This is a genomic window from Haloarcula salina (genome assembly GCF_049603855.1).
Classification (GTDB): Archaea; Halobacteriota; Halobacteria; order Halobacteriales; family Haloarculaceae; genus Haloarcula; species Haloarcula salina_A.
Genome location: NZ_CP187146.1, coordinates 902,769 through 921,884 on the forward strand (window position 1 = coordinate 902,769; position 19,116 = coordinate 921,884).

General features: G+C 67.1%; 19 protein-coding genes and 1 pseudogene. 12 read left to right on the top strand and 8 right to left on the bottom strand.

The annotated features are described in order from the left end of the window. The first annotated feature begins 35 nt into the window (after positions 1-35). From pabB to ACOZ4I_RS04610, 3 genes are read left to right on the top strand one after another with little or no spacing between them, the layout of a single operon-like run. The gene (gene pabB, locus ACOZ4I_RS04600; protein ID WP_424003489.1) at positions 36-1,505 is read left to right on the top strand and encodes an aminodeoxychorismate synthase, component I; all 1,470 of its coding nucleotides are present in this window, start codon (positions 36-38) and stop codon (positions 1,503-1,505) included. Beyond that, positions 1,502-2,212 carry an anthranilate synthase component II gene (locus tag ACOZ4I_RS04605; RefSeq protein ID WP_424003491.1) on the top strand — a complete coding sequence of 237 codons (711 nt, stop codon included), beginning with the start codon at positions 1,502-1,504 and terminating at the stop codon, positions 2,210-2,212. Before pabB ends, ACOZ4I_RS04605 begins: the two co-directional genes overlap by 4 nt. Next, complete coding sequence (locus ACOZ4I_RS04610; protein ID WP_424003493.1) at positions 2,197-3,069, top strand: aminotransferase class IV; 873 nt, start codon at positions 2,197-2,199, stop codon at positions 3,067-3,069. Before ACOZ4I_RS04605 ends, ACOZ4I_RS04610 begins: the two co-directional genes overlap by 16 nt. Positions 3,070-3,093: 24 nt before the next feature. On the opposite strand, the gene ACOZ4I_RS04615 is transcribed toward ACOZ4I_RS04610, so the two are convergent. Then, on the bottom strand, positions 3,094-4,395 hold the full coding sequence (locus tag ACOZ4I_RS04615) for an alpha-amylase domain-containing protein (RefSeq protein WP_424003495.1): 1,302 nt from the start codon (positions 4,393-4,395) through the stop codon (positions 3,094-3,096). Positions 4,396-4,663: 268 nt separating this feature from the next. Here ACOZ4I_RS04615 and ACOZ4I_RS04620 point away from each other — a divergent pair, with 268 nt between their 5' ends. After that, positions 4,664-5,080, top strand: a complete 417-nt coding sequence (locus tag ACOZ4I_RS04620; RefSeq protein WP_424003497.1) for a Rieske (2Fe-2S) protein — start codon at positions 4,664-4,666, stop codon at positions 5,078-5,080. A 23-nt stretch (positions 5,081-5,103) separates the two neighbouring features. Here ACOZ4I_RS04620 and ACOZ4I_RS04625 read toward each other — a convergent pair whose 3' ends face one another. Beyond that, the gene (locus tag ACOZ4I_RS04625) at positions 5,104-5,394 is read right to left on the bottom strand and encodes a transcriptional regulator (RefSeq protein ID WP_424003499.1); all 291 of its coding nucleotides are present in this window, start codon (positions 5,392-5,394) and stop codon (positions 5,104-5,106) included. A gap of 106 nt (positions 5,395-5,500) precedes the next feature. Here ACOZ4I_RS04625 and ACOZ4I_RS04630 point away from each other — a divergent pair, with 106 nt between their 5' ends. Both ACOZ4I_RS04630 and ACOZ4I_RS04635 read left to right on the top strand, forming a co-directional pair. Beyond that, on the top strand, positions 5,501-5,950 hold the full coding sequence (locus ACOZ4I_RS04630; protein WP_424003501.1) for a pyridoxamine 5'-phosphate oxidase family protein: 450 nt from the start codon (positions 5,501-5,503) through the stop codon (positions 5,948-5,950). 7 nt (positions 5,951-5,957) lie between these two features. Then, positions 5,958-8,654 carry a cation-translocating P-type ATPase gene (locus ACOZ4I_RS04635; protein WP_424003503.1) on the top strand — a complete coding sequence of 899 codons (2,697 nt, stop codon included), beginning with the start codon at positions 5,958-5,960 and terminating at the stop codon, positions 8,652-8,654. Here the strand turns inward: ACOZ4I_RS04635 and ACOZ4I_RS04640 are convergent. Beyond that, positions 8,607-9,188, bottom strand: a complete 582-nt coding sequence (locus ACOZ4I_RS04640; RefSeq protein ID WP_424003505.1) for a VIT1/CCC1 transporter family protein — start codon at positions 9,186-9,188, stop codon at positions 8,607-8,609. The genes ACOZ4I_RS04635 and ACOZ4I_RS04640 overlap by 48 nt on opposite strands. Before the next feature lie 3 nt (positions 9,189-9,191). Further along, entirely contained in the window at positions 9,192-9,482 is a 291-nt protein-coding gene (locus ACOZ4I_RS04645; protein WP_424003507.1) for a DUF211 domain-containing protein, read from the bottom strand. Between the two features lie 458 nt (positions 9,483-9,940). Here ACOZ4I_RS04645 and ACOZ4I_RS04650 point away from each other — a divergent pair, with 458 nt between their 5' ends. Further along, the gene (locus ACOZ4I_RS04650) at positions 9,941-10,291 is read left to right on the top strand and encodes a hypothetical protein (protein WP_424003509.1); all 351 of its coding nucleotides are present in this window, start codon (positions 9,941-9,943) and stop codon (positions 10,289-10,291) included. A 119-nt stretch (positions 10,292-10,410) separates the two neighbouring features. Beyond that, the gene (locus tag ACOZ4I_RS04655; protein WP_424003511.1) at positions 10,411-11,280 is read left to right on the top strand and encodes a universal stress protein; all 870 of its coding nucleotides are present in this window, start codon (positions 10,411-10,413) and stop codon (positions 11,278-11,280) included. Between the two features lie 9 nt (positions 11,281-11,289). Here the strand turns inward: ACOZ4I_RS04655 and ACOZ4I_RS04660 are convergent, their stop codons facing one another. Then, positions 11,290-11,925, bottom strand: a complete 636-nt coding sequence (locus ACOZ4I_RS04660) for an FAD-dependent oxidoreductase (protein WP_424003513.1) — start codon at positions 11,923-11,925, stop codon at positions 11,290-11,292. A gap of 215 nt (positions 11,926-12,140) precedes the next feature. Here ACOZ4I_RS04660 and ACOZ4I_RS04665 point away from each other — a divergent pair, with 215 nt between their 5' ends. From ACOZ4I_RS04665 to ACOZ4I_RS04675, 3 genes and pseudogenes are all read left to right on the top strand, one after another. Then, positions 12,141-13,904, top strand: coding sequence for a 2-oxoacid:acceptor oxidoreductase subunit alpha (locus tag ACOZ4I_RS04665; RefSeq protein ID WP_424003515.1), 1,764 nt, complete (start codon positions 12,141-12,143; stop codon positions 13,902-13,904). Beyond that, the gene (locus ACOZ4I_RS04670; protein ID WP_424003517.1) at positions 13,901-14,764 is read left to right on the top strand and encodes a 2-oxoacid:ferredoxin oxidoreductase subunit beta; all 864 of its coding nucleotides are present in this window, start codon (positions 13,901-13,903) and stop codon (positions 14,762-14,764) included. Before ACOZ4I_RS04665 ends, ACOZ4I_RS04670 begins: the two co-directional genes overlap by 4 nt. 123 nt (positions 14,765-14,887) lie before the next feature. Next, positions 14,888-15,307: pseudogene (locus ACOZ4I_RS04675) on the top strand (FAD-binding domain-containing protein); the annotation flags it as partial. A gap of 4 nt (positions 15,308-15,311) precedes the next feature. On the opposite strand, the gene ACOZ4I_RS04680 reads toward ACOZ4I_RS04675, so the two are convergent. The 3 genes from ACOZ4I_RS04680 to ACOZ4I_RS04690 form a co-directional block, all read right to left on the bottom strand. Further along, positions 15,312-15,809, bottom strand: coding sequence for a metal-dependent hydrolase (locus ACOZ4I_RS04680; protein WP_424003519.1), 498 nt, complete (start codon positions 15,807-15,809; stop codon positions 15,312-15,314). Continuing rightward, positions 15,809-16,357, bottom strand: coding sequence for a hypothetical protein (locus ACOZ4I_RS04685; RefSeq protein ID WP_424003521.1), 549 nt, complete (start codon positions 16,355-16,357; stop codon positions 15,809-15,811). The genes ACOZ4I_RS04680 and ACOZ4I_RS04685 overlap by 1 nt, the downstream gene beginning before the upstream one ends. A 102-nt stretch (positions 16,358-16,459) precedes the next feature. After that, entirely contained in the window at positions 16,460-17,758 is a 1,299-nt protein-coding gene (locus ACOZ4I_RS04690) for a hypothetical protein (protein ID WP_424003523.1), read from the bottom strand. A gap of 110 nt (positions 17,759-17,868) precedes the next feature. Here ACOZ4I_RS04690 and ACOZ4I_RS04695 point away from each other — a divergent pair, with 110 nt between their 5' ends. After that, complete coding sequence (locus tag ACOZ4I_RS04695) at positions 17,869-19,101, top strand: digeranylgeranylglycerophospholipid reductase (protein ID WP_424003525.1); 1,233 nt, start codon at positions 17,869-17,871, stop codon at positions 19,099-19,101. The last annotated feature ends 15 nt before the right edge of the window (positions 19,102-19,116 follow it).

The following is a 19,116-nucleotide window of genomic DNA, read 5'->3' on the forward strand; positions in this document are numbered from 1 at the left end:
AAGGGAGTTAGTCGCCGCGCCGTTTTCGTGGAGTAATGCCATCGGTCGAAACCGACCGGACCGCGTTCGCCGCCCTCGCAGCCGACGCGCCGCCGACCGCTCGGGTCCCGGTCGAGGTTCGCGTCACCGTGGACGACCCGTTTCTCGCCTACCGTCGGGCGCGCGAGGACACCGGCGGCGCGTACCTGGCGACCACCGGCGGCCAGTCCGGGTGGGGGTACTTCGCCACCGTGCCGGAAGACTTCCGCGAGGTCGACCCCGGCGCTGGCGGCACGCTCGGTGCGCTCACCGACTTTCTCGACGGCGAGTCGCTCGCTCGCGGCGACTGCGACGTTCCCTACCCCTGTGGTGCGATCGGGTGGCTCTCCTACGACGTGGCCCGCGAGCTGGAGTCGCTCCCGGACAGCGCCGTCGCTGACCGCGCTCTCCCGACCCTGCAGGTCGCGAAGTACGACCGCGTCGCCGCCTGGGAGGAACCGCGCGGCGAGCGCGTGACGCTCCGCGTGACGGCCTGTCCGCGGCTCGACGACTTCGAGACCGCGGACCTGGCCTACGAGTTCGGCACGCAACACGCCCTCGACCTCGCGACGGCGGCCGTCGAGGGCGACCCGAGCGTCGGCGACCCGCCGGTCGCGGCCGACGAGGCCACCTTCGAGAGCGATTGCACGCGCGAGGCGTTCGCCGACCGGGTCCGCACCGTCAAGCGGTACATCCGCGACGGGGACACCTTCCAGGCGAACGTCTCCCAGCGCCTGCGCGCCCCCGCGGCGGTCCACCCCGTCGAGGCGTTCGACGCACTCCGGGCGGTGAACCCCGCACCCTACTCCGCGCTCGTGGAGTTCCCCGGCGTCGACCTCGTCAGCGCCAGCCCCGAACTGCTGTTGTCCCGCGAGGGCGACCGCCTGGTGACCGAACCCATCGCCGGGACGCGGCCCCGGGGCGACGCGCCGGCCGCGGACGAGCGCCTGGAGGCCGACCTGCTCGCCGACGAGAAGGAGCGGGCCGAACACGCCATGCTCGTCGACCTGGAGCGAAACGACCTCGGGAAAGTGAGCCGCTTCGGTAGCGTCGAGGTGTCTGACTACCGCCGGGTCGATCGCTACTCCGAGGTGATGCACCTCGTCTCGGTCGTGGAGGGTCGCCTCCGCGAGCGGGCAAGTCTCGAAGACGCCATCGCAGCCGTGTTCCCCGGCGGGACCATCACCGGCGCGCCCAAACCCCGGACGATGGCGATCATCGACGAAGTGGAGACGACCCGCCGGGGCCCCTACACCGGCTCGATCGGCATCTTCGGCTTCGACGGGCGGGCGACGCTGAACATCGTCATCCGGACGCTCGTGCGCTACGCCGACGAGTACCACCTGCGCGTGGGAGCGGGCATCGTCCACGACTCGGATCCCGACGCGGAGTACCAGGAGACGCTCGACAAGGGCCGCGCGCTCGTCACGGCCGTCGACGAGGCGCTCGGCAAACGAGTCGACCTCGACTTGGAGGACGCATCATGAGCGGGGCGAACGTCGCGGGTGGCGACCCGGACGCGCTCGCCCCGACCGTCCTCGTCGTCGACAACTACGACTCGTTCGCGTACAATCTCGTCCAGTACGTCGGCGAGGTGGTCCTGCGCCTCGGCGGGACCGAGGACGACGTGGTGGTCCGGCGCAACGACGCCGTCGACGTGGACGCGATCCGCGACCTCGACCCGGACGGCATCGTCGTCTCGCCAGGCCCGGGAACCCCCGAGGAGGCCGGCGTCTCGATGCCGATATTCGCGGACCTCCGCTACCCGACGCTCGGCGTCTGTCTCGGCCACCAGGCGCTCTGTGCGGCCAACGGCGCGCCGGTCGGTCACGCCGAGGCGGTCGTCCACGGCAAGTCGTCGGCGATCACCCACGACGGCACCGGCGTGTTCGCGGACCTCCCCGACCCCGTCGAGGTCGGCCGGTACCACTCCCTCGCCGTCGACCGCGAGGACCTGCCCGACGTACTGACCGAGACTGCTTACACCGTCACCGACGGTGACGCTGCAGGCGACGACAGCGCCGAATCGGCGGACGGCGACGGCCACCACGGCACCGACGAAGCGAGCGTCGTGATGGGCGTGCGCCACCGTGACCGACCCCACGTCGGCGTCCAGTTCCACCCGGAGAGCATCCTGACCGACCACGGCAAGACGATGATCGAGAACTTCTGTCTCTCATGCACTACCACGTAGACGGCGACCTCGTCCCGGCGGACGAGGCGACGGTATCAGTTCGCGACCGCGGCTTCATGTACGGCGACGCGGTGTTCGAGACGCTCCGTGCCTACGGCGGTGACCCGTTCGCGTGGGACGCCCACCGCGAGCGCCTCCAGCGGACCGCCGAGACGCTGGGCTTCGCCGAGGCCGTCCCCGAGGACCTCCGTGAGCGCGTCGACGAGACGCTCGCGGCGAACGACATCACGGAGGCCTACGTCCGTCTCTCGGTCTCCCGCGGTGTACAGCCGGGAAAGCTCACGCCCGACCCCGACGTGGACCCGACGGTCGTGGTGCTCTGTAAAGAACTGCCCCGCGGCGGCCGCGACGGCGAGCGCGTCTGGGACGGTCCGGCGTCGGTCCAGACGGTACGGACCCGGCGGATTCCGAGCGAGGCCGTCCCGGCGGACGCGAAGACGCACAACTACCTCAACGGCATCCTCGGCCGCCTCGAACTCCGCAACGCGGCCGCGGGCGGCGACCCTGCCGACGAGTGCCTCCTCCGGGACACCGACGGGAACGTGGTCGAGGGCGCGACGAGTAACCTCTTTTTCGTCACGGAGAACGGCCTGCGGACCCCGAGCGCGGACCTCGACCTGCTCCCCGGCGTGACACGCGACGTGGTGATTGACCTCGCCCGCGCCGAGGACTTCCCGGTCGAGACCGGCCACTACTCGCTCGACGCCGTCCGCGACGCCGACGAGGCGTTTCTCACGAACTCCACGTGGGAGATCCGCCCGGTGGAGTCCGTCGACGGCATCTCCGTCGGGACGGGACCGATGACGAAGCTCCTCCAGCGACTGTTCGACGAGCGCGTCGAGGCCGAACACTACTGAGACGGCTTTTTCTGCCGTTCTGGCTCACGCCGGCGCGTAGCAGACCCAGCCCGTCGGCGGAACGGACACCTGCACGCGCCCGTCGCTCGCCGTCGAGACGTTGCCCGCGTTCCCGCTGTAGTCGTTGAGTGTCGTGGAACTCCATCCCGTGGAGACCCACGCGCTGCGCTGACTGCTCGCGCGGTTCAGGCCGACGAGGAGGTTCCCCGATCGCTCGTAGACGTAGAGGTCACGGTCCACGTACCGGGTATTCGCCGCACCGCCTGCGAGGTTGTTCCTGATCCAGAGCAGGTTCCGCACGTCGCCGTCCTCGATCCCGATTCGGTTGCTGTAGACGCGGGGGTACCCTTCGTACGTCAGGATGTAGGCGTACGCGAGCTTCTCGTACTCGGGCGGTCCGCTGTCGTGATTGGAGACGAACGTCAGCGATCGGAACGGTGACTGGTCGACCAGTCCGGCCCCGTCCAGGGCGCGCAGGTCCCCGCCGCTGTGGAACGCGTCCTGCTTCATCGTGTAGTACAGCGGGTAATCGGTGACCGACATCCCGGTGTCGGCGTAGCCCTGGCAGTAGTCGACGCTTCCCTGCAGTACCTCGCCGACGGTCCAGAGCCCGAGGTCGGCGGCCCACTGATTGGCGTAGTTCTGGAAGAACGACTCGGGGACGTGCTTCGCCGCGTCCCACCGGATCCCGTCGACGCCGAGGTTCGCGTACTTCTCGACGTAGTTTTCGAGCTGTCCCCGGACGTACGAGGACTCCATTTTCAGGTCTTTGAGTCCGACGAGCCAGTCGTCCTCGACCGACTCTGGGTCGTCGTAGTCGATCGGGTCCTGTGGATGGAAGTCCTGCGAACTGAAGTACGGAAGGTCGGCGAAGGTGTAGCCCGGTGCGCCGCGGAAGTCGTCGTTCGCCGCCATGTGGTTGATGACGGCGTCGGCGATCACGTCGAGCCCGTGGTCGTGGGCCGTCTCGACCATCGTCTCGTACTCCGCCTCCGTCCCGAACACGCTATCGAAGTCCGTGTAGTCGACCGGCTGGTAGCCCAGCGGCGGATCCGTCACGCCGCGCTGGTGGCTCCGGTCGAGTCGGCTCCGCTGAGCGGGCGGGACCTGTATCGCGTCGTACCCCTGCTCGGCGAGCGTCGACAGATTGGCGGTGATCTTGGTCCAGTCCGTGTGGTAGTACTGGTAGACCGCGCTCGTCCCGACTGCGGTCGCGAGGCCTGACGGGACAACCGTCCCGACCGACGCCGCACCGAGAGCACCGATCCCTTTGAGAACTGTTCGTCGAGAGCATCGATCGTCGCCTGGAATGGTGTTTCCTGTCATCTGTGTCGTCCGTGGTTCTGCCGGATACCGATCCAGCAGTAAAAATTGATGAACAATTACTTCATGATAAATCTAGGGTAATAGGTACTGAGCGGTGCATTATTCGGCAAATTCGCCTGATATGTCATAGCCAACTGGTCGCGGTCTCGACACCAGGGACGCCGTCACCCTGAGTGAGAAGCCGTCGGTGACCGTTCGGCGACAGTGTCGCCGATCACTTGCGGCGACCGGCGGTTTGAAAGCCCCGAGACCCATACGGGGGACCAGCATGGACGAGGACAGCCGGATCGTCGCGCTGGAGGACGTACCCGACGACGGAACCTTCCTGTTCACGGTCCGCGACGGCTTCGACACGTCAGAGGCGTTCGTCGTGCAGTTGTCCGACGCCGTCGTCGCCTTCGAGAACTACTGCCCCCACTGGCGGGACATCCGCCTCGACAAGGGCGACGGCGCGACGGTTCGCAACGGCGAACTGGTGTGTGAGAAACACGGCGCGACGTTCGAATCGGACTCGGGCCTGTGCAACTTCGGCCCCTGCGAGGGCGCGGTCTTGGAGGAGGTGTCGGTCGAAGTCGAGGACGGCGTCGTCTACCTGACCGACGACCGCTACGAGTTCGAGAACCAGGGCCCCTCCGGCGATCACGACCGCTCCTCGCGCGGTCGCATCGGCTTCTCCGGGAACTGACGCCGGCGGGCGCAGGGACCGCGTCAGCCGATCCGATAGGCCGGTTCCGCGACCGACTCGCACTTGCACTCGGGACACCGACTCGGGCGGTTCGTCAGGTCGTCGAAGTCGGTGAAGCCGCACTCCTCGCACTCGGGCGGGGCGACGAGCAGCTGCTCGTCGGTCGCGTCGAGCGATTTCGCGATGTGTTCGACGTGTGTGAGCGCGTCGCTGGTCTGGATCTCGAAAGCGTTCGCGATTGTCCCCGCCGCCATGGGTTCCTCGCGCAGTTGGTCAGCGATGCGCTGGCGTGTCGTCCGACGTGCCTCGCGCATGGGAACAGTTCGCAACCGACCGTTATATGTCTTCTTCCGGCCGGGAGTTCCCGGTCGGTCGGGAGGCGCGCGGGGCTTTATTTACCGTCGGCGAGTGATATCTCGTATGGCTGAAACGAATCGCGCCGAGATGAGTGCCGACGACCGGGACGCGTTTCTCGGCATCGGCGGAACGGGGGTCTTGTCACTCGCGGTGGACGAGGAGACGGCTCCCTATGCGGCCCCCGTCTCGTACGGGTACGACCCCGAGGAGTCGGTTTTTTACTTCCGCCTGGCCGCGAACCGCGACAGCGAGAAGGGGTACCTCGACGGCCGCCCGGTGACGTTCGTGACCTACGGCGACGGCGAGGAGCCCTGGCAGAGCGTCGTCGCCAGCGGCCGTCTCGAAGACGCGTCGCGCGACGACATCACGAGCGAGGTCCTCGACGGCTTCGAGCGCGTCGACATCCCGCTCGTCGACGTGTTCGACCGCCCGGTCCGCGAGGTCACCTTCGAGTTCTTCCGGCTGGTGCCGGACGAACTGACCGCTCGCGAGGAACTCCAGCGCGGGACCTGAACGGTCGATGTCGGACACCGGGACGCAGCCGTCGACCGGCGAGAGCGGACCGCAGTCGCTCGACCGGCCCCGCGACGAGAACGCCGACGGGAGCGATACGCCGTGGCACACGCGGCCGGTCGACGACGTGTTCCGGGCGCTCGACAGCGCCGAAGACGGTCTGGCCAGCGACGCGGCGGCCTCGCGGCTCGATACCGAGGGCCCGAACGAAATCACGTCGAGTGAGGGACGGAGCGCGCTCCGGGTCTTCCTGGCGCAGTTCTCTAGCGCTCTCATCTGGGTCCTCCTCGGCGCCGCCGCGCTGTCGGTGGCTATCGGCCACACCGTCGACGCGGTGCTCATCGGGATCATCCTCCTCGGGAACGGCGTCTTCGGCTTCGTCCAGGAGTACCGGGCCGAGCGGAGCCTGGAAGCACTCCGCGAACTCGCGACGCCCGAGGTGACGGTTCGGCGGGACGGAACCGAGCAGACCGTCGACGCGACCGATCTCGTCCCCGGCGACGTGGTCGTGCTCCAGCAGGGGGACGTCGTGCCGGCGGACTGTCGCGTCGTCGAGGCGCAGTCGCTCGAAGTCGACGAGGCCGCGCTGACCGGCGAGAGCATGCCCGTCGAGAAGGGCGTCGACCCCGTCGACGAGGGGACCCCCCTGGCCGAGCGAACGAGCGTGCTGTACAAGGGGACGAGTGTCACGCGGGGGAGCGCCGTCGCCGTCGTCGTCGAGACCGGGATGACGACGGAGATGGGCGCGATCGCGACGGAACTGCTCAGCGCCGAGGACGGCCAGACGCCGCTCCAGCGCGATCTGGACACGCTCGGCCGACGCCTCGGCCTCGGGGTCGTCGCGCTCTCTGCGGTCATCGTCCCGTTACTGACACTCGGCGGGACCGCGCTCGTGCAGGCGGCGCTGACAGCTATCTCGCTGGCCGTCGCCGCCATCCCCGAAGGGCTGCCCGCGGTCGTGACGCTGACCCTCGCGCTCGGCGTCCGGCGGATGGCCGACGAGAACGCGCTGGTGCGGACGCTCCCCGCCGTCGAGGGCCTGGGCGCGGTCGACGTGGTCTGTACGGACAAGACCGGGACGCTGACCGAGGGCGAGATGCGGCTCCGGGCCGCGTGGGTTCACGACGACGAGACCGCCCTCGGGGGCGAGGACCGACCGTCGACCGTCGACGACGAGCGCCTCCGCAGACTCCTCGAAATCGGCGTGTTGTGTAACGACGCCACCGACGAGGACGGGGACCCGACCGAGCGGGCGCTGGTCGACGGCGCGGGCGAGTGCGGTATCGACGTCGAGGCGCTCCGTAAGGAGCACCCACGGACCGACGAAGTGCCCTTCTCCTCGGAGCGCCGGCGGATGGCGACGGTCCACGGCGACGAGGTCTACGTCAAGGGCGCGCCGCAGGTAGTCCTCGACCGCTCGACGCGGGTGCTCACTGCCGACGGCCCGACGGACCTGGACGACGCGACCCGCGAGCGAATCGCCGAGCAGGTCGAGGCGTTCGCCGGCGACGCGCTCCGCGTCCTCGGGTTCGCGTACAAGGAGCGCGGCGAGGACGGCGGTCCCGAGGAGAACCTCGTCTTCGTCGGCCTGCAGGGGCTCATCGACCCCCCGCGATCGGCCGTCAGGGACGCCATCGCGGACACGCACCGCGCCGGCATCGACGTGAAGATGGTGACCGGCGACAACGCGGTGACGGCGTCGGCCATCGCCGCGGAAATCGGCATCGAGTCCGACGTGCTGACCGGCACGGAGGTCGCCGAGATAGACGACGAGACGCTCGCCGCGCGCGCGGAAGCGGTCGACGTGTTCGCCCGGATGGAGCCGACCCACAAGGTCCGCGTGCTCAAGGCGCTGCAGCGCAACGGCCACTCCGTGGCGATGACCGGCGACGGCGTCAACGACGCGCCGGCGCTGAAAAACGCCGACATCGGTATCGCGATGGGCGTCCGCGGGACGGACGTGGCCAAGGAGGCCAGCGACATCGTCCTGCTCGACGACAACTACGCGACCATCCGAAACGCCATCCGCCGCGGGCGGACCATCTTCGACAACGTCTGGAAGTTCGTCGCCTACCTGCTCAGCGCGAACGCCGCCGAGGTGCTGCTGGTCTTCATCGCGTCGCTCTTTGGCTATCTCATCCTCCCGGCGGTGCAACTGCTGTGGATAAACCTCCTGACCGACGGCCTGCCGGCGCTCGCGCTCGGGGCCGACCCCTCCGGCGACGTGATGGACCGCGAACCGCGCTCCAGCGAGTCGGGTATCATCGACCGACAGATGCTGACGCTCATCGGCGGCATGGGGCTGGTCGCCACGGCGCTCATGCTGGGGCTGATGACGTACACGCTCGGCGGCGCGCCGGCGGTCACGCCCTACGCCATGACGATGGTGTTCACCGGGTTCGTCGCGCTGGAGTTCGTGAAGCTCTACGTGGTGCGCTGGACGCGGGACACGCCGCTGCTCTCGAACCCGTGGCTGGCCGCCTCCGTCGCCGCGTCGCTCGTTCTCCACCTCGCGATACTGTACACCCCACTGGGGCAGTACTTCGGGACGGTCGCGCTCGGGATCGCCGACTGGGGACTGATCGGCGGGACGCTCGCGGTCGGTGCGCCGTTGCTCGCCCTCGTCGGCTGGGCGGTCAGACGCGTCGAGCAACCTTCAGCCGGGCATGAGGTAATTGATGACGGCCACGACCAGGCCGGCTAGGCCCATCCGGGCCGCCGCCACGTACCAGCGCTGCCCCGAGATCGAGCCCATGTACGCGCCGAAGACACCGAGGACACCGACGCCGAGGCCGACGGCGACCAGCGCGGCCTCGCCCATCGTCAGCAGCGCCCCCTCGAAGAAAAAGGGGACGAGCGGGACGGCGATGCCGATGAGCGGGCCGAGGCCGCTCATCGTCGCGTGCAGGACGCGAGCGCCGCGCTGTTCGCGCTGAATGCGGGTGTCGTCCAGGTCCGTCAGCATCGCCTGTTCGATGCGGAGGATCTCGGCGCGGGTCTCCGCGCGCTCGATCTCCCAGACGCTCCAGACCGCCGACGTGCCGAGGCCGACCGCCGCACCGAGGCCGATCTTGACGACGGTGAGCCCATCGGGCACGCCCGACAGCACCGCGCCGACGACGACGCCGATGCTCGTCAGCGTACCGTCGAAGCCGTTCGAGATGAAGTACCGCCGGGAGATGGCGCGCACGTCCTCTTTCCCGAGGAGGCGCGTCACCAACTGCCGTATCGAAACCACGGCTCAGCGGTCCTGAAAGGTCGCTCGTTCCTCGACGACGCGCTCGCCGCAACTCACCTCGTCGACGGAGTGGACCGACGCGCCGAGTTCCTCCACTGCTTCCTCGACCGAGGTGAAATCCACGCCGTCGCCTTCTATCGTGAGCTTGACGTTCTGTACCTCCTTGTCGCGCTCGACGAGCGAGGCTGTCACGCCGGCGACACTGTGCTGGGCGGCGATGCGTTCGGTGAAGTCGATCAGCGGCGGCTCGTGGGGCTTCAGCACGTCGATGACGAGTCGGCGGACGGTTGCCATGGGTCGACTGTCGACCGTGTTTTCCCTAAATGTGAGGGTGACAGAAACGCTTCAGATGTTTGAGAGTCGCTTACAGAAATTTGTCAGTAGAGGTTGGCTATTGCCCTACTAACTTCCCATTCCTGTGTTTCTGCATCCCCCAGAGGAGAATGACAGAGATAGCTGCCCACGTGAGTCCCTGAACAACTTCGCCCCTTTCCAGCATCAGTAGAACCGCAAGGCCATTGATTACCGAAAAAGCGATGAGGATGTTGCGACCGGGAATTGGCAATAGTATGTTAGAAGAACACCTGAGAAGATATAAAATATCGGTGAGTGACATTCTCAATTCTACAGACCGCCGTTTCCGGCCCCTGTGACTGAAAAGAGGGGGCATCTGCGATGTTGGTCTATCAGTTAGATTTCATTTGATCAGTACAAATAACACCGGTCCCGCTGGATGAATAACCGAGTCCCGAATGACTGCCCTCCAAACTCTCCAAAACCGAACCCGTCTGGGAGCTGTACTGGTTCTGGTAGTACTGGTCGGTGCAGCCACCTATTTCGAATTTATCTATTACGGTCCACCAACGCTCTATGATGTGGTACTCTGGCTAATCGTCGTTCCACTGCTATTCGCAACGACGGTGAACGGTGTTCAAAACCATCCACTGTATCAGCCGCTTCTGTATGTCGGCTTCATTGCAATAGGGTTCTTACAGTATCTCGACGGTGACTGGTTTCTTCTCGCTGGGCTGTTTGTGCTCGCGGGGGTTCTCGGAGTGATTTCCGAAGCGTGGAACAGATTCGAAGTCTCGCGTTCGGGATGACGGCGGGAACTTCGCCAACCTGGCTGCGATCTGTCGCGCGCTACCGGTGACCGCCGTTCGTACCTACACCCGTCACGACACTTTATCACACTTGCCGGCGAACACCGGGTCCACAAGCGATGTTCGAGACGATCCTCGTCCCAATCGACGACAGCCCTGGTTCGGAGCGGGCCTTCGAGGCCGCGGTGACCCTCGCGAAGCAATACGGCTCGGCCGTCCACGTCCTCTCCGTGGTCGACGAACACGGCCCGCGGACCGACGAGTGGGACAGAGATGGCGACTCGCCGGCGGCGGCTTTTATCAACGCCCACGCCGACGCGGTCGACACCGACGGCATCGACGTGTCGCCGGCCGTGCGCGAGGGCGTCGTCCACGAGGAGATACTCGACTACGCCGACGAGAGCGGCGTCGACCTCGTCGTCATGGGGACCCACGGCCGCACCGGCGTCCGGCGCTACCTGCTCGGGAGCGTCACCGAGAAAGTGGTCCGCCTGTCCGACGTTCCCGTCCTCTCGGTCAAGGCCGACGCCGAACCGGGCGCGGTGAGCTTCGACGACATCCTGCTTCCGACCGACGGCAGCAGCGGGGCCGAGGCGGTGATCGAGTCGACCGCGGCGCTCGCCAGCGAGACCGACGCGACCGTCCACGTGCTGTCGGCCGTGGACACGCGCTCGCTCGGGATCGACGTTGGCTCCAGCGTCATCATCGACGAACTGGAGTCCGTCGCCGAGGACGCCGTGGCCACCGCGTCAGAGCGACTCTACGACGAGGGTGTCGAGGCCGTCAAGACGGCCGTCGCCCACGGGATCCCCTACCAGGTAATCCTTCGGGCGATCGACGACAACGACGTGGACCTCGTCGTCATCGGGACGCACGGACGGACCGGTATCGACCGCTACCTGCTCGGGAGCGTCACGGAGAAAATCGTCCGCACCGCCTCGGTCCCCGTCCTGACCGTTCGGTCGCCGGACGCCGGCGACGAGGCGTAAGCGACCTCGCTACCCGAAGTTCTCGACCTTCGCGTCGTCGGCGTCGACGCCGGCCGCGTCGAGGGCTTCGGTCGCGGCGTCGAGGAAGTCCGCGAAGCCGTAGATGAAGACCTGCCCACCGTCGGCCACGGCGTCCGCGACGGGGTCAGTGAGGTCCTCGTCGGCCCCGACGACGCGGACGAATGCGCCTGCCTCGGCGAGCGCGTCCAGTCGTTCCTCGTGGACCGGGTCGTCGTCCCGATACACCACGGCGGCCTCGTTTCCGTCTTCGAGCGCCCGCTCGGCGATGCCGACCGCCGGTCCGACGCCAGGGCCGCCCGCGAGCACGACGGCGCGCGCCTCGCCCTCGTAGAAGTCCGAGCCGAAGGGCCCGGCGATGCGGACGGCGTCGCCCGCTTCGAGCGCGCCGAGTTGGGGTGCCAGCTCCCCGTCGGGGTCGATGCCGACCGTGATCTCGAAGGAGCTCTCGACCGTGGGCGAGGAGACGGTGTAGAACCGCGAGACGTCCTCGCCGTCGACGGTCAGGGTCAGCTTGACGAACTGGCCCGGCTGCGCGTCGAACGCGGCCGGCGTTTCGATGTCGATGGCGACGGTGTCCGGCCCGACTTCTCGGACGGCGACTACGTCGAGTTCGCGTTCGTCCATACCGGGATCTGGCCGCGGTCGGGCATGGGGATTACGGTCGCCGTTCGTCACACGAGGGGGCAACATGGTCCGCAAATTCCGACTGTCTGCGAATTCTACCGGCTCCATCTTCGAACATTCGGGCATCCCTGCCGGTGTTAACTCGAAACCGAGTTACACGCGCGCGGGCGTTTACGGAAGGCTTTTCCTACCCCGCTGGCTACCCGTGCGATATAATGCCAGAGGACCTGAACTGGGCCATCGGCGGCGAAGCCGGCGATGGAATCGACTCAACCGGGAAGATTTTCGCACAGGCGCTCTCCCGGGCCGGTCGTCACGTCTTCACCTCGAAGGACTTCGCTTCCCGTATCCGCGGGGGCTACACCGCGTACAAAGTCCGGACGTCTGTCGACCGGGTCGAGAGCGTCGTCGACCGCCTGGACATCCTGATCGCACTCACCGAGCGAACCATCCACGAGAACGAGGACGAGCTCCACGACGACTCCGTCATCATCTACGACGGAGAGCGCTCGACGATGCAGGACGTGGAGGTTCCGGGCGACGCCACCGCGCTCGAAGTGCCGCTGAAGCGCCTCGCCGAGGACGCAGGCGGCGCCATCATGCTGAACGTCGTCGCGCTCGGTGCGGCCTGTGAGGTGTCGAACTTCCCCATCGAGAACCTCGATGAGAGCCTCCAGAAGCGCTTCGGCGACAAGGGCGAGGCCATCGTCGAGAACAACAAGGAAGCTGCCCGGAAGGGCCAGGAGTACGTCCGCGAGGAGTACGACGAGGACTTCGACTACGACCTCGAGACCACCGACGCCGACTACGTCCTGCTGAACGGCGACGAGGCCATCGGCATGGGCGCCATCGCCGCCGGCTGTCGCTTCTACTCCGGGTACCCCATCACCCCCGCGACGGACGTGATGGAGTACATGACCGGTCGCGTCGACCAGTTCGGCGGGAAGGTCGTCCAGGCCGAGGACGAACTGTCGGCCATCAACATGGCGCTGGGCGCGGCCCGCGCCGGCGCTCGGGCGATGACGGCCACCTCGGGTCCCGGTATCGACCTGATGACCGAGACGTTCGGGCTGGTCGCCACGAGCGAGACGCCGCTGGTCATCTGTGACGTGATGCGCTCCGGTCCCTCGACCGGGATGCCGACCAAGCAGGAACAGGGCGACCTCAACATGTGTCTGTACGGCGGCCACGGCGAGATTCCGCGGTTCGTCGTCGCGCCGACCACCGTCTCCGAGTGCTTCTGGAAGACCGTCGAGGCGTTCAACCTCGCCGAGAAGTACCAGACGCCCGTCTTCCTCGTCTCCGACCTCGCGATGGCGGTCACGGAGCAGACGTTCTCGCCCGAGACCTTCGACATGGACGAGGTCGAGATCGACCGCGGCAAGGTCGTCGACGAGGACGAGGTCGACACCTGGCTGGACGAGAAGGGCCGCTTCCAGGCCCACTTCCCGGCGGCCGACGGTATCTCGCCGCGCACCTTCCCCGGGACCACCGACGGCGCGCACATGACCACCGGCCTCGAACACGATGAACTCGGTCGCCGGACCGAGGACACCGACGTGCGCCTCGAACAGGTCGACAAGCGCCAGCGGAAGGTCGAGACCGCCCGCGAGCAGGAGGACTTCGACTACCGCGAGTTCGGCGACTCCGACGCCGACACGCTCGTCATCTCCTGGGGGTCCAACGAGGGGGCGCTCCGCGAGGGCCTGACACTGCTGGAGGAGGACGGCTACGACATCCGATTCCTCTCGGTCCCGTACATCTTCCCGCGACCGGACCTCACCGAGGAGATCGAGGCGGCCGACGACGTCATCGTCGTCGAGTGTAACGCCACCGGGCAGTTCGCGGACATCATCGAACACGACGTGCTCGAACGCGTCGAGCGCATCAACAAGTACAACGGCGTGCGGTTCAAGGCCGACGAACTCGCAGACGAGATCAAGCAGACGCTCGACAACCCACAGGAGGCAGCACAATGAGCTCCGACGTTCGCTTCACAGACTTCAAGTCCGACAAGCAGCCGACCTGGTGTCCCGGATGCGGTGACTTCGGGACGATGAACGGCATGATGAAGGCGCTGGCCGAGACGGGCAACGACCCCGACAACACCTTCATCGTCGCCGGTATCGGCTGTTCCGGCAAGATCGGGACGTACATGCACAGTTACGCGCTCCACGGCGTCCACGGCCGCGCACTGCCCGTGGGCATCGGCGTGAAGATGGCCAACCCGAACCTCGAAGTGATGGTCTCGGGCGGCGACGGCGACGGCTACTCCATCGGTGCCGGTCACTTCATCCACGCCGTCCGCCGCAACGTCGACATGAGCTACGTCGTGATGGACAACCGCATCTACGGCCTCACCAAGGGGCAGGCCTCGCCGACCTCGCGCGAGGACTTCGAGACCTCGACCTCGCCCGACGGGCCGAACCAGCCGCCGGTCAACCCCAAGGCGCTCGCTCTCGCCTCCGGCGCGACGTTCATCGCGCAGTCCTTTAGCTCGAACGCCCAGCGCCACGCCGAGATCGTTCAGGAAGCCATCGAGCACGACGGCTTCGGCTTCGTGAACGTCTACTCGCCCTGTGTCACGTTCAACGACGTGGACACCTACGACTACTTCCGCGACAGCATCGTGGACCTCGACGAGACCGACCACGACCGGACCGATCGCGACCAGGCCAAGGACAAGATCCTGGAGAGCGACAAGGAGTACATGGGCGTCCTCTACCAGGACGAGAGTTCCGTCCCCTTCGAGGAGCGTGAGGGCGTCGACGAGTCGATGGCCGAGATCCCCGATGGCGCGCCCGAGGGCGCGATGGATCTGGTCCGCGAGTTCTACTAGTACCTTTTTACGCCTCGGGTGCGCTTCGCGCACCGCTCGGCGTAAAAATCTACGCTAAAAAGACCGGAATCGAGGCCACGGCCTCGATTCCGGTGAAACGGCGGCCTGCGGCCGCCGTACGCTGACCGCGAGGGCTACATCCACAACCGCCCGCGCCAGAACGTCGCGTCCTTTCTGACCAAGCACCTGCTGGTCGACTGGCGAATCGGGGAGCGCCACTTCCGCGAGCAACTGCTGGATTACGACCCGGCGAACAACGCCGGGAACTGGCAGTGGGTCGCATCGACGGGGACCGATTCGGTCGCCGTTCGCATCTTCGATCCGGTCGCACAGCTGCACAAGTACGACGACGGCGCGGACTACGTCACCGAATACGTTCCCGAACTCCGCGGCGTCCCGGCGGAGAAGATCGTCGACTGGCCGACGCTCTCCGAGATGGAGCACGAGGCGCTCGCTCCAGCGTACCCGACCCCGATCGTCGACCGGGACGCGGCCTACGAGCGGGCACAGCGGGTGTTCGAGCGAGCCCTCGGGATTCGCTGACGGCTCACGAATTCCGGGACACTCGCCATCGAACTGCCAGCCACGTCGCCGCCGCGACAACTCCGGTCACGAGCGCGACCCAGCGGTCAGTGCTCAGGTACAGGCCGGGCGTCGGCGGGTGATACTGCGTCAGCGGCCAGAACAGTGGGTAGGAACGGCCCGACGGCTTGAACAGCAGGGCGTCGGCGAGCAGGTGGCTGGCGGCCCCGAGCGAGAGCAGGGCGAACACGCGCCGCCGGTCCCCACGCGTCACGGCGACGACGCCGACGAGGACCGAGACGAACGCGCCGCCGAGCGTGTGGAGGCCGAACCAGTTGAACGGCAGATCGAGCGCCGCCCCGACCGCGGCACCGTCGACGGCGAGTTTGATCTTCGCCAGGTCGGGGATGAACGCCCCTGCCATGCCGACGGTGACGTACTCACTGGTGAGCCAGTCGTACCGACGCGCGAGGAGCGTACAGAGCGTGAACGCGATGAACGCGTGTGACAGCAGGTCCGGCATCAGTCGAGGGCCTCCCTGACCGTGGCGAGTGCGACACGACCCGGCGTGAGCGGACGGTCGCGACGACACAGCGCGCCACGTCGCCAGTCGATTCGCCAGCCACAGACGAGTCGCCCGAGCGTCCACAGCCCGGCGAGCGCGGAAACGACGTACATGGACGCGAAGTTCGCCGCTGGAATGGCCACGCTGTTCACCGCGACGACGGTCATGCCGGGCCGGACCGTGCCGTACAACTGGAGCGTCTCGCCCTCGGCGACGGGTGTCGCGACATCTGTGACGGTCAGGTCGAGGACACCGGTGTGGCGGTCGCCGTCGGCGACGAAGTCGTACTCGACAGCGATGGTGACGGGATCTGTCTGGACGACGGTTCCGGTCACCTGAATCTTCTCCCCGACGAGGGCGTCGTAGTCCTGTACGAGCGCTCTCTCGTCCGGGTACGCCCCGAGTTCGGGGGCCGGCGAGATCCCACCGAACCCGACCACGAGCGCGAACAGTACGGCAAGGAGAACGGCGACGCCCGCGGTCCGTCCCCTCCACGAGTGCAGCATTCACCTCTCGCTGAGTTCGGCCCGGGGTAAACGCTATCGCTCTCGGTCAGTCACCGGGACGGGTGGGCGGCGCAGTCACCGGTCAGCTGGTAGACGTCCCAGTCAGTTGCCGGGATTGCCGGGCAACACGCCGGGATCGCCGGATCGGTAGATGTACTCGATCGCGACGCCGGTCAGCGGCGAGTCCGCCTCGGTCGCGTAGGCCTTCGCCAGATCGAGGTACTGCTCGGTCACGTCGACGACGCGGCGATAGGCCGCCTCGTCGTCCGGCGCGAGCAGGTACTCGGCGGTGACCGGCGTCAGCTGTCCCTCCCGGCGGTCATCGTCGTAGTCGTCCACGTCGTCGAGCCAGACCTGCGCGCCGATGATGGCGAGCACGATGGCCTTCGCGAACTCACGGTCGATATCCAGTCCGGCGAGCCGATACAGGTCGAGCATCCCGTCGTAGATGACGCCGACGCGGGCGTACTGCGTTTTGCTGTAGGGGAGCGCTTTCTCCCGCTCGGTGAAGGTCGCCGGCTCCTCGTCGTAGGCCGCGAACTTGTACTCCTCGCGGATGGCGTCGAGCGCGTCCTCGTCGCCGTCTTCGGCCGCGGTCATCAGGTCGCGGAAGTGCTCGTCGCGGGCCTGGTGGGCCTCGCTGTAGTCGACGGCCCACTGGTAGGCCTCCGCGACGACCGGCGGCATGTCGTCGAGCAGGCCGTCGAGGTGGGACTGCAGGGCGTCCTGTGCGACCTCGGCGACGCGCCGTCGGTCGGCCTCGCTCCCGCTCCACGGCTCACTTCGTTCATCGTGTCGCTTCGAGGGCTCCCCGCGGTCGCCCTCGCTCCCGCTCCACGGCTCGCTTCGCTCACCGTGTCGCTTCGAGGGCTCCCCGCGGTCGCCCTCGCTCGCGTCAAAATCGACCTCGAAGTCCTCGAACTCCTCGTCGTTGATGGCGTCGCGCATGTCGCCGTCTATCAGCGCCTCGATGGACAGGCGCGTCATCTGCTCGGCCCGGACGACCATCTCGCGGGGTGCGAGATCCTGTGCCGGTCCCTGCTCCAGCGCCGTCTCGTCGACCGCCGGGACACCGTCGGCGATAGCGTCGATGACGGGGTCGCCGGGTGCCTGCCGGCGGGCCTTCCGGTAGACGTAGCCGAGCGTGAGCTGGGCGGGTAGGATAAGCTTCGTGTCGTAGGAAAAGTCGACCGGGTGACCGAACTCGGCTTCGAGCGCGTCCTCGACGCGGGCGTTAACGTCGTCGACCATCTGCTCCGTGCGATCGTCGATCTCCGATTTCAGCGAGAGGCTGGCGTAGTCGAAGACGCCGGTATCCGCGTAGTATCCCAGCACCGCCCGTAGCGCCGTGGGAAGTCGCCGCCTGTCCGCGAGCGCGCCAGCACCTGTCTTGAGAACCATCGTGTGAGCCCCGGGTGTTCCGGTGGTGTGGCGGGGGCCGCCTTTACCCTTTCGAGACCGGCGTCACCCAATTCGGAAAGACTGATTACGAACAGGAATCACCCACAACCATGCGCGAGCGCTTTGACGTGGTGATAGCCGGGGCCGGGCCCGCAGGAGCCCAGTGTGCCCGTGATCTGGCGGAGCGAGACTACGACGTGCTCGTCCTCGAAACCGAGCCCGAGGACGGGTTCCCGCGTCAGAGCAACAAGTCGACCGCCGGGACGTTCATGTCGGCGATGACCTCTTTCAGCATCCCCGACGAGGTCGTGATGAACTACACGGACGACGTCGTCCTCGAGTCGCCAAACGACCACTACGTTCGCAAGCAGACCGGCGCGGTCCTCGAGTTCGCCGACTTCAAGCGCTGGCTAGTCGCCGAGGGGCGCGACCAGGGCGCGACCTACCGCTTCGACTCCCGCGTGTCCGCGCCCATCATGGAGAACGGCGAAATCGCCGGCGTCCGCTACGACGGCGACGAGGAGGTGTACGCGGACATCGTCATCGATGCCACCGGTCCCGCCGCGCCGCTGGCGAAGAAGCTCGACGTCTGTGACCTCCAGCGCGACCACCAGGCCATCGGCGTGGAGTACGAGTTCGAGGGTGTCGAGGTCAACCACGACGACTACGCCGACCTCCGCGACGCGATGATGCTGCGACTGGACCACGACCTCGCCCCCGGCGGCTACTCCTGGATCTTCCACACGGGAGGCGACACGGCGAAGGTCGGCCTCTGTTACATCCAGAACGGCTCTCACCACAAGTACGCGAAAGACGGGATGGGCATCGACGACTACCTGGAGTACTGGCTCGACTCCGATCCCCGCTTCGACGGGGCGGAACGCATCGAGGGCCAGCAGCACCGGGGGTCGGCGCACATCCAGCCGCCGAAGTCGATGAGTACGGACAACTTCATGGCCATCGGCGACACCGTCCCGACGATCGACCCGCTGTGGGGCGAAGGCATCCACAAGGGGATGAAGTCGGCCCGCGCGGCCGCCGCGACGGTCGACGCGGCGCTGACGCCCGACGAGTCGGACACCTCGGCCGAGACGCTGTCCGTCTACGACCAGTTGTGGCACAGCGACGTGGCGCCCAAGCACAGCTCCCGGCTGATGATGACCGAGTTGCTGTATCTCGCGCCGAACGAGCGCTACGACCAGTTGATGGCCGATCTCCGGCAGACGGACGACGACACTCTCACGCAGATCAACAGCGGCGACCGGCGGGCCATCGCGAAGCTCGCGCACCTCTCGGACGTGCCGATCATCGCGGCGTACGCTCGCCGCCGGCTTGGCATCTGAAACGGGTCGAACGAA

What these genes read in the sequence shown, in the direction of transcription:
- pabB (WP_424003489.1), top strand. Translation starts at nt 36, where the DNA reads ATGCCATCGGTCGAAACCGACCGGACCGCGTTCGCCGCCCTCGCAGCC.
- ACOZ4I_RS04605 (WP_424003491.1), top strand. Translation starts at nt 1,502, where the DNA reads ATGAGCGGGGCGAACGTCGCGGGTGGCGACCCGGACGCGCTCGCCCCG.
- ACOZ4I_RS04610 (WP_424003493.1), top strand. Translation starts at nt 2,197, where the DNA reads ATGCACTACCACGTAGACGGCGACCTCGTCCCGGCGGACGAGGCGACG.
- ACOZ4I_RS04615 (WP_424003495.1), bottom strand. Translation starts at nt 4,395, where the DNA reads ATGACAGGAAACACCATTCCAGGCGACGATCGATGCTCTCGACGAACA.
- ACOZ4I_RS04620 (WP_424003497.1), top strand. Translation starts at nt 4,664, where the DNA reads ATGGACGAGGACAGCCGGATCGTCGCGCTGGAGGACGTACCCGACGAC.
- ACOZ4I_RS04625 (WP_424003499.1), bottom strand. Translation starts at nt 5,394, where the DNA reads ATGCGCGAGGCACGTCGGACGACACGCCAGCGCATCGCTGACCAACTG.
- ACOZ4I_RS04630 (WP_424003501.1), top strand. Translation starts at nt 5,501, where the DNA reads ATGGCTGAAACGAATCGCGCCGAGATGAGTGCCGACGACCGGGACGCG.
- ACOZ4I_RS04635 (WP_424003503.1), top strand. Translation starts at nt 5,958, where the DNA reads ATGTCGGACACCGGGACGCAGCCGTCGACCGGCGAGAGCGGACCGCAG.
- ACOZ4I_RS04645 (WP_424003507.1), bottom strand. Translation starts at nt 9,482, where the DNA reads ATGGCAACCGTCCGCCGACTCGTCATCGACGTGCTGAAGCCCCACGAG.
- ACOZ4I_RS04650 (WP_424003509.1), top strand. Translation starts at nt 9,941, where the DNA reads ATGACTGCCCTCCAAACTCTCCAAAACCGAACCCGTCTGGGAGCTGTA.
- ACOZ4I_RS04655 (WP_424003511.1), top strand. Translation starts at nt 10,411, where the DNA reads ATGTTCGAGACGATCCTCGTCCCAATCGACGACAGCCCTGGTTCGGAG.
- ACOZ4I_RS04660 (WP_424003513.1), bottom strand. Translation starts at nt 11,925, where the DNA reads ATGGACGAACGCGAACTCGACGTAGTCGCCGTCCGAGAAGTCGGGCCG.
- ACOZ4I_RS04665 (WP_424003515.1), top strand. Translation starts at nt 12,141, where the DNA reads ATGCCAGAGGACCTGAACTGGGCCATCGGCGGCGAAGCCGGCGATGGA.
- ACOZ4I_RS04670 (WP_424003517.1), top strand. Translation starts at nt 13,901, where the DNA reads ATGAGCTCCGACGTTCGCTTCACAGACTTCAAGTCCGACAAGCAGCCG.
- ACOZ4I_RS04680 (WP_424003519.1), bottom strand. Translation starts at nt 15,809, where the DNA reads ATGCCGGACCTGCTGTCACACGCGTTCATCGCGTTCACGCTCTGTACG.
- ACOZ4I_RS04685 (WP_424003521.1), bottom strand. Translation starts at nt 16,357, where the DNA reads ATGCTGCACTCGTGGAGGGGACGGACCGCGGGCGTCGCCGTTCTCCTT.
- ACOZ4I_RS04690 (WP_424003523.1), bottom strand. Translation starts at nt 17,758, where the DNA reads ATGGTTCTCAAGACAGGTGCTGGCGCGCTCGCGGACAGGCGGCGACTT.
- ACOZ4I_RS04695 (WP_424003525.1), top strand. Translation starts at nt 17,869, where the DNA reads ATGCGCGAGCGCTTTGACGTGGTGATAGCCGGGGCCGGGCCCGCAGGA.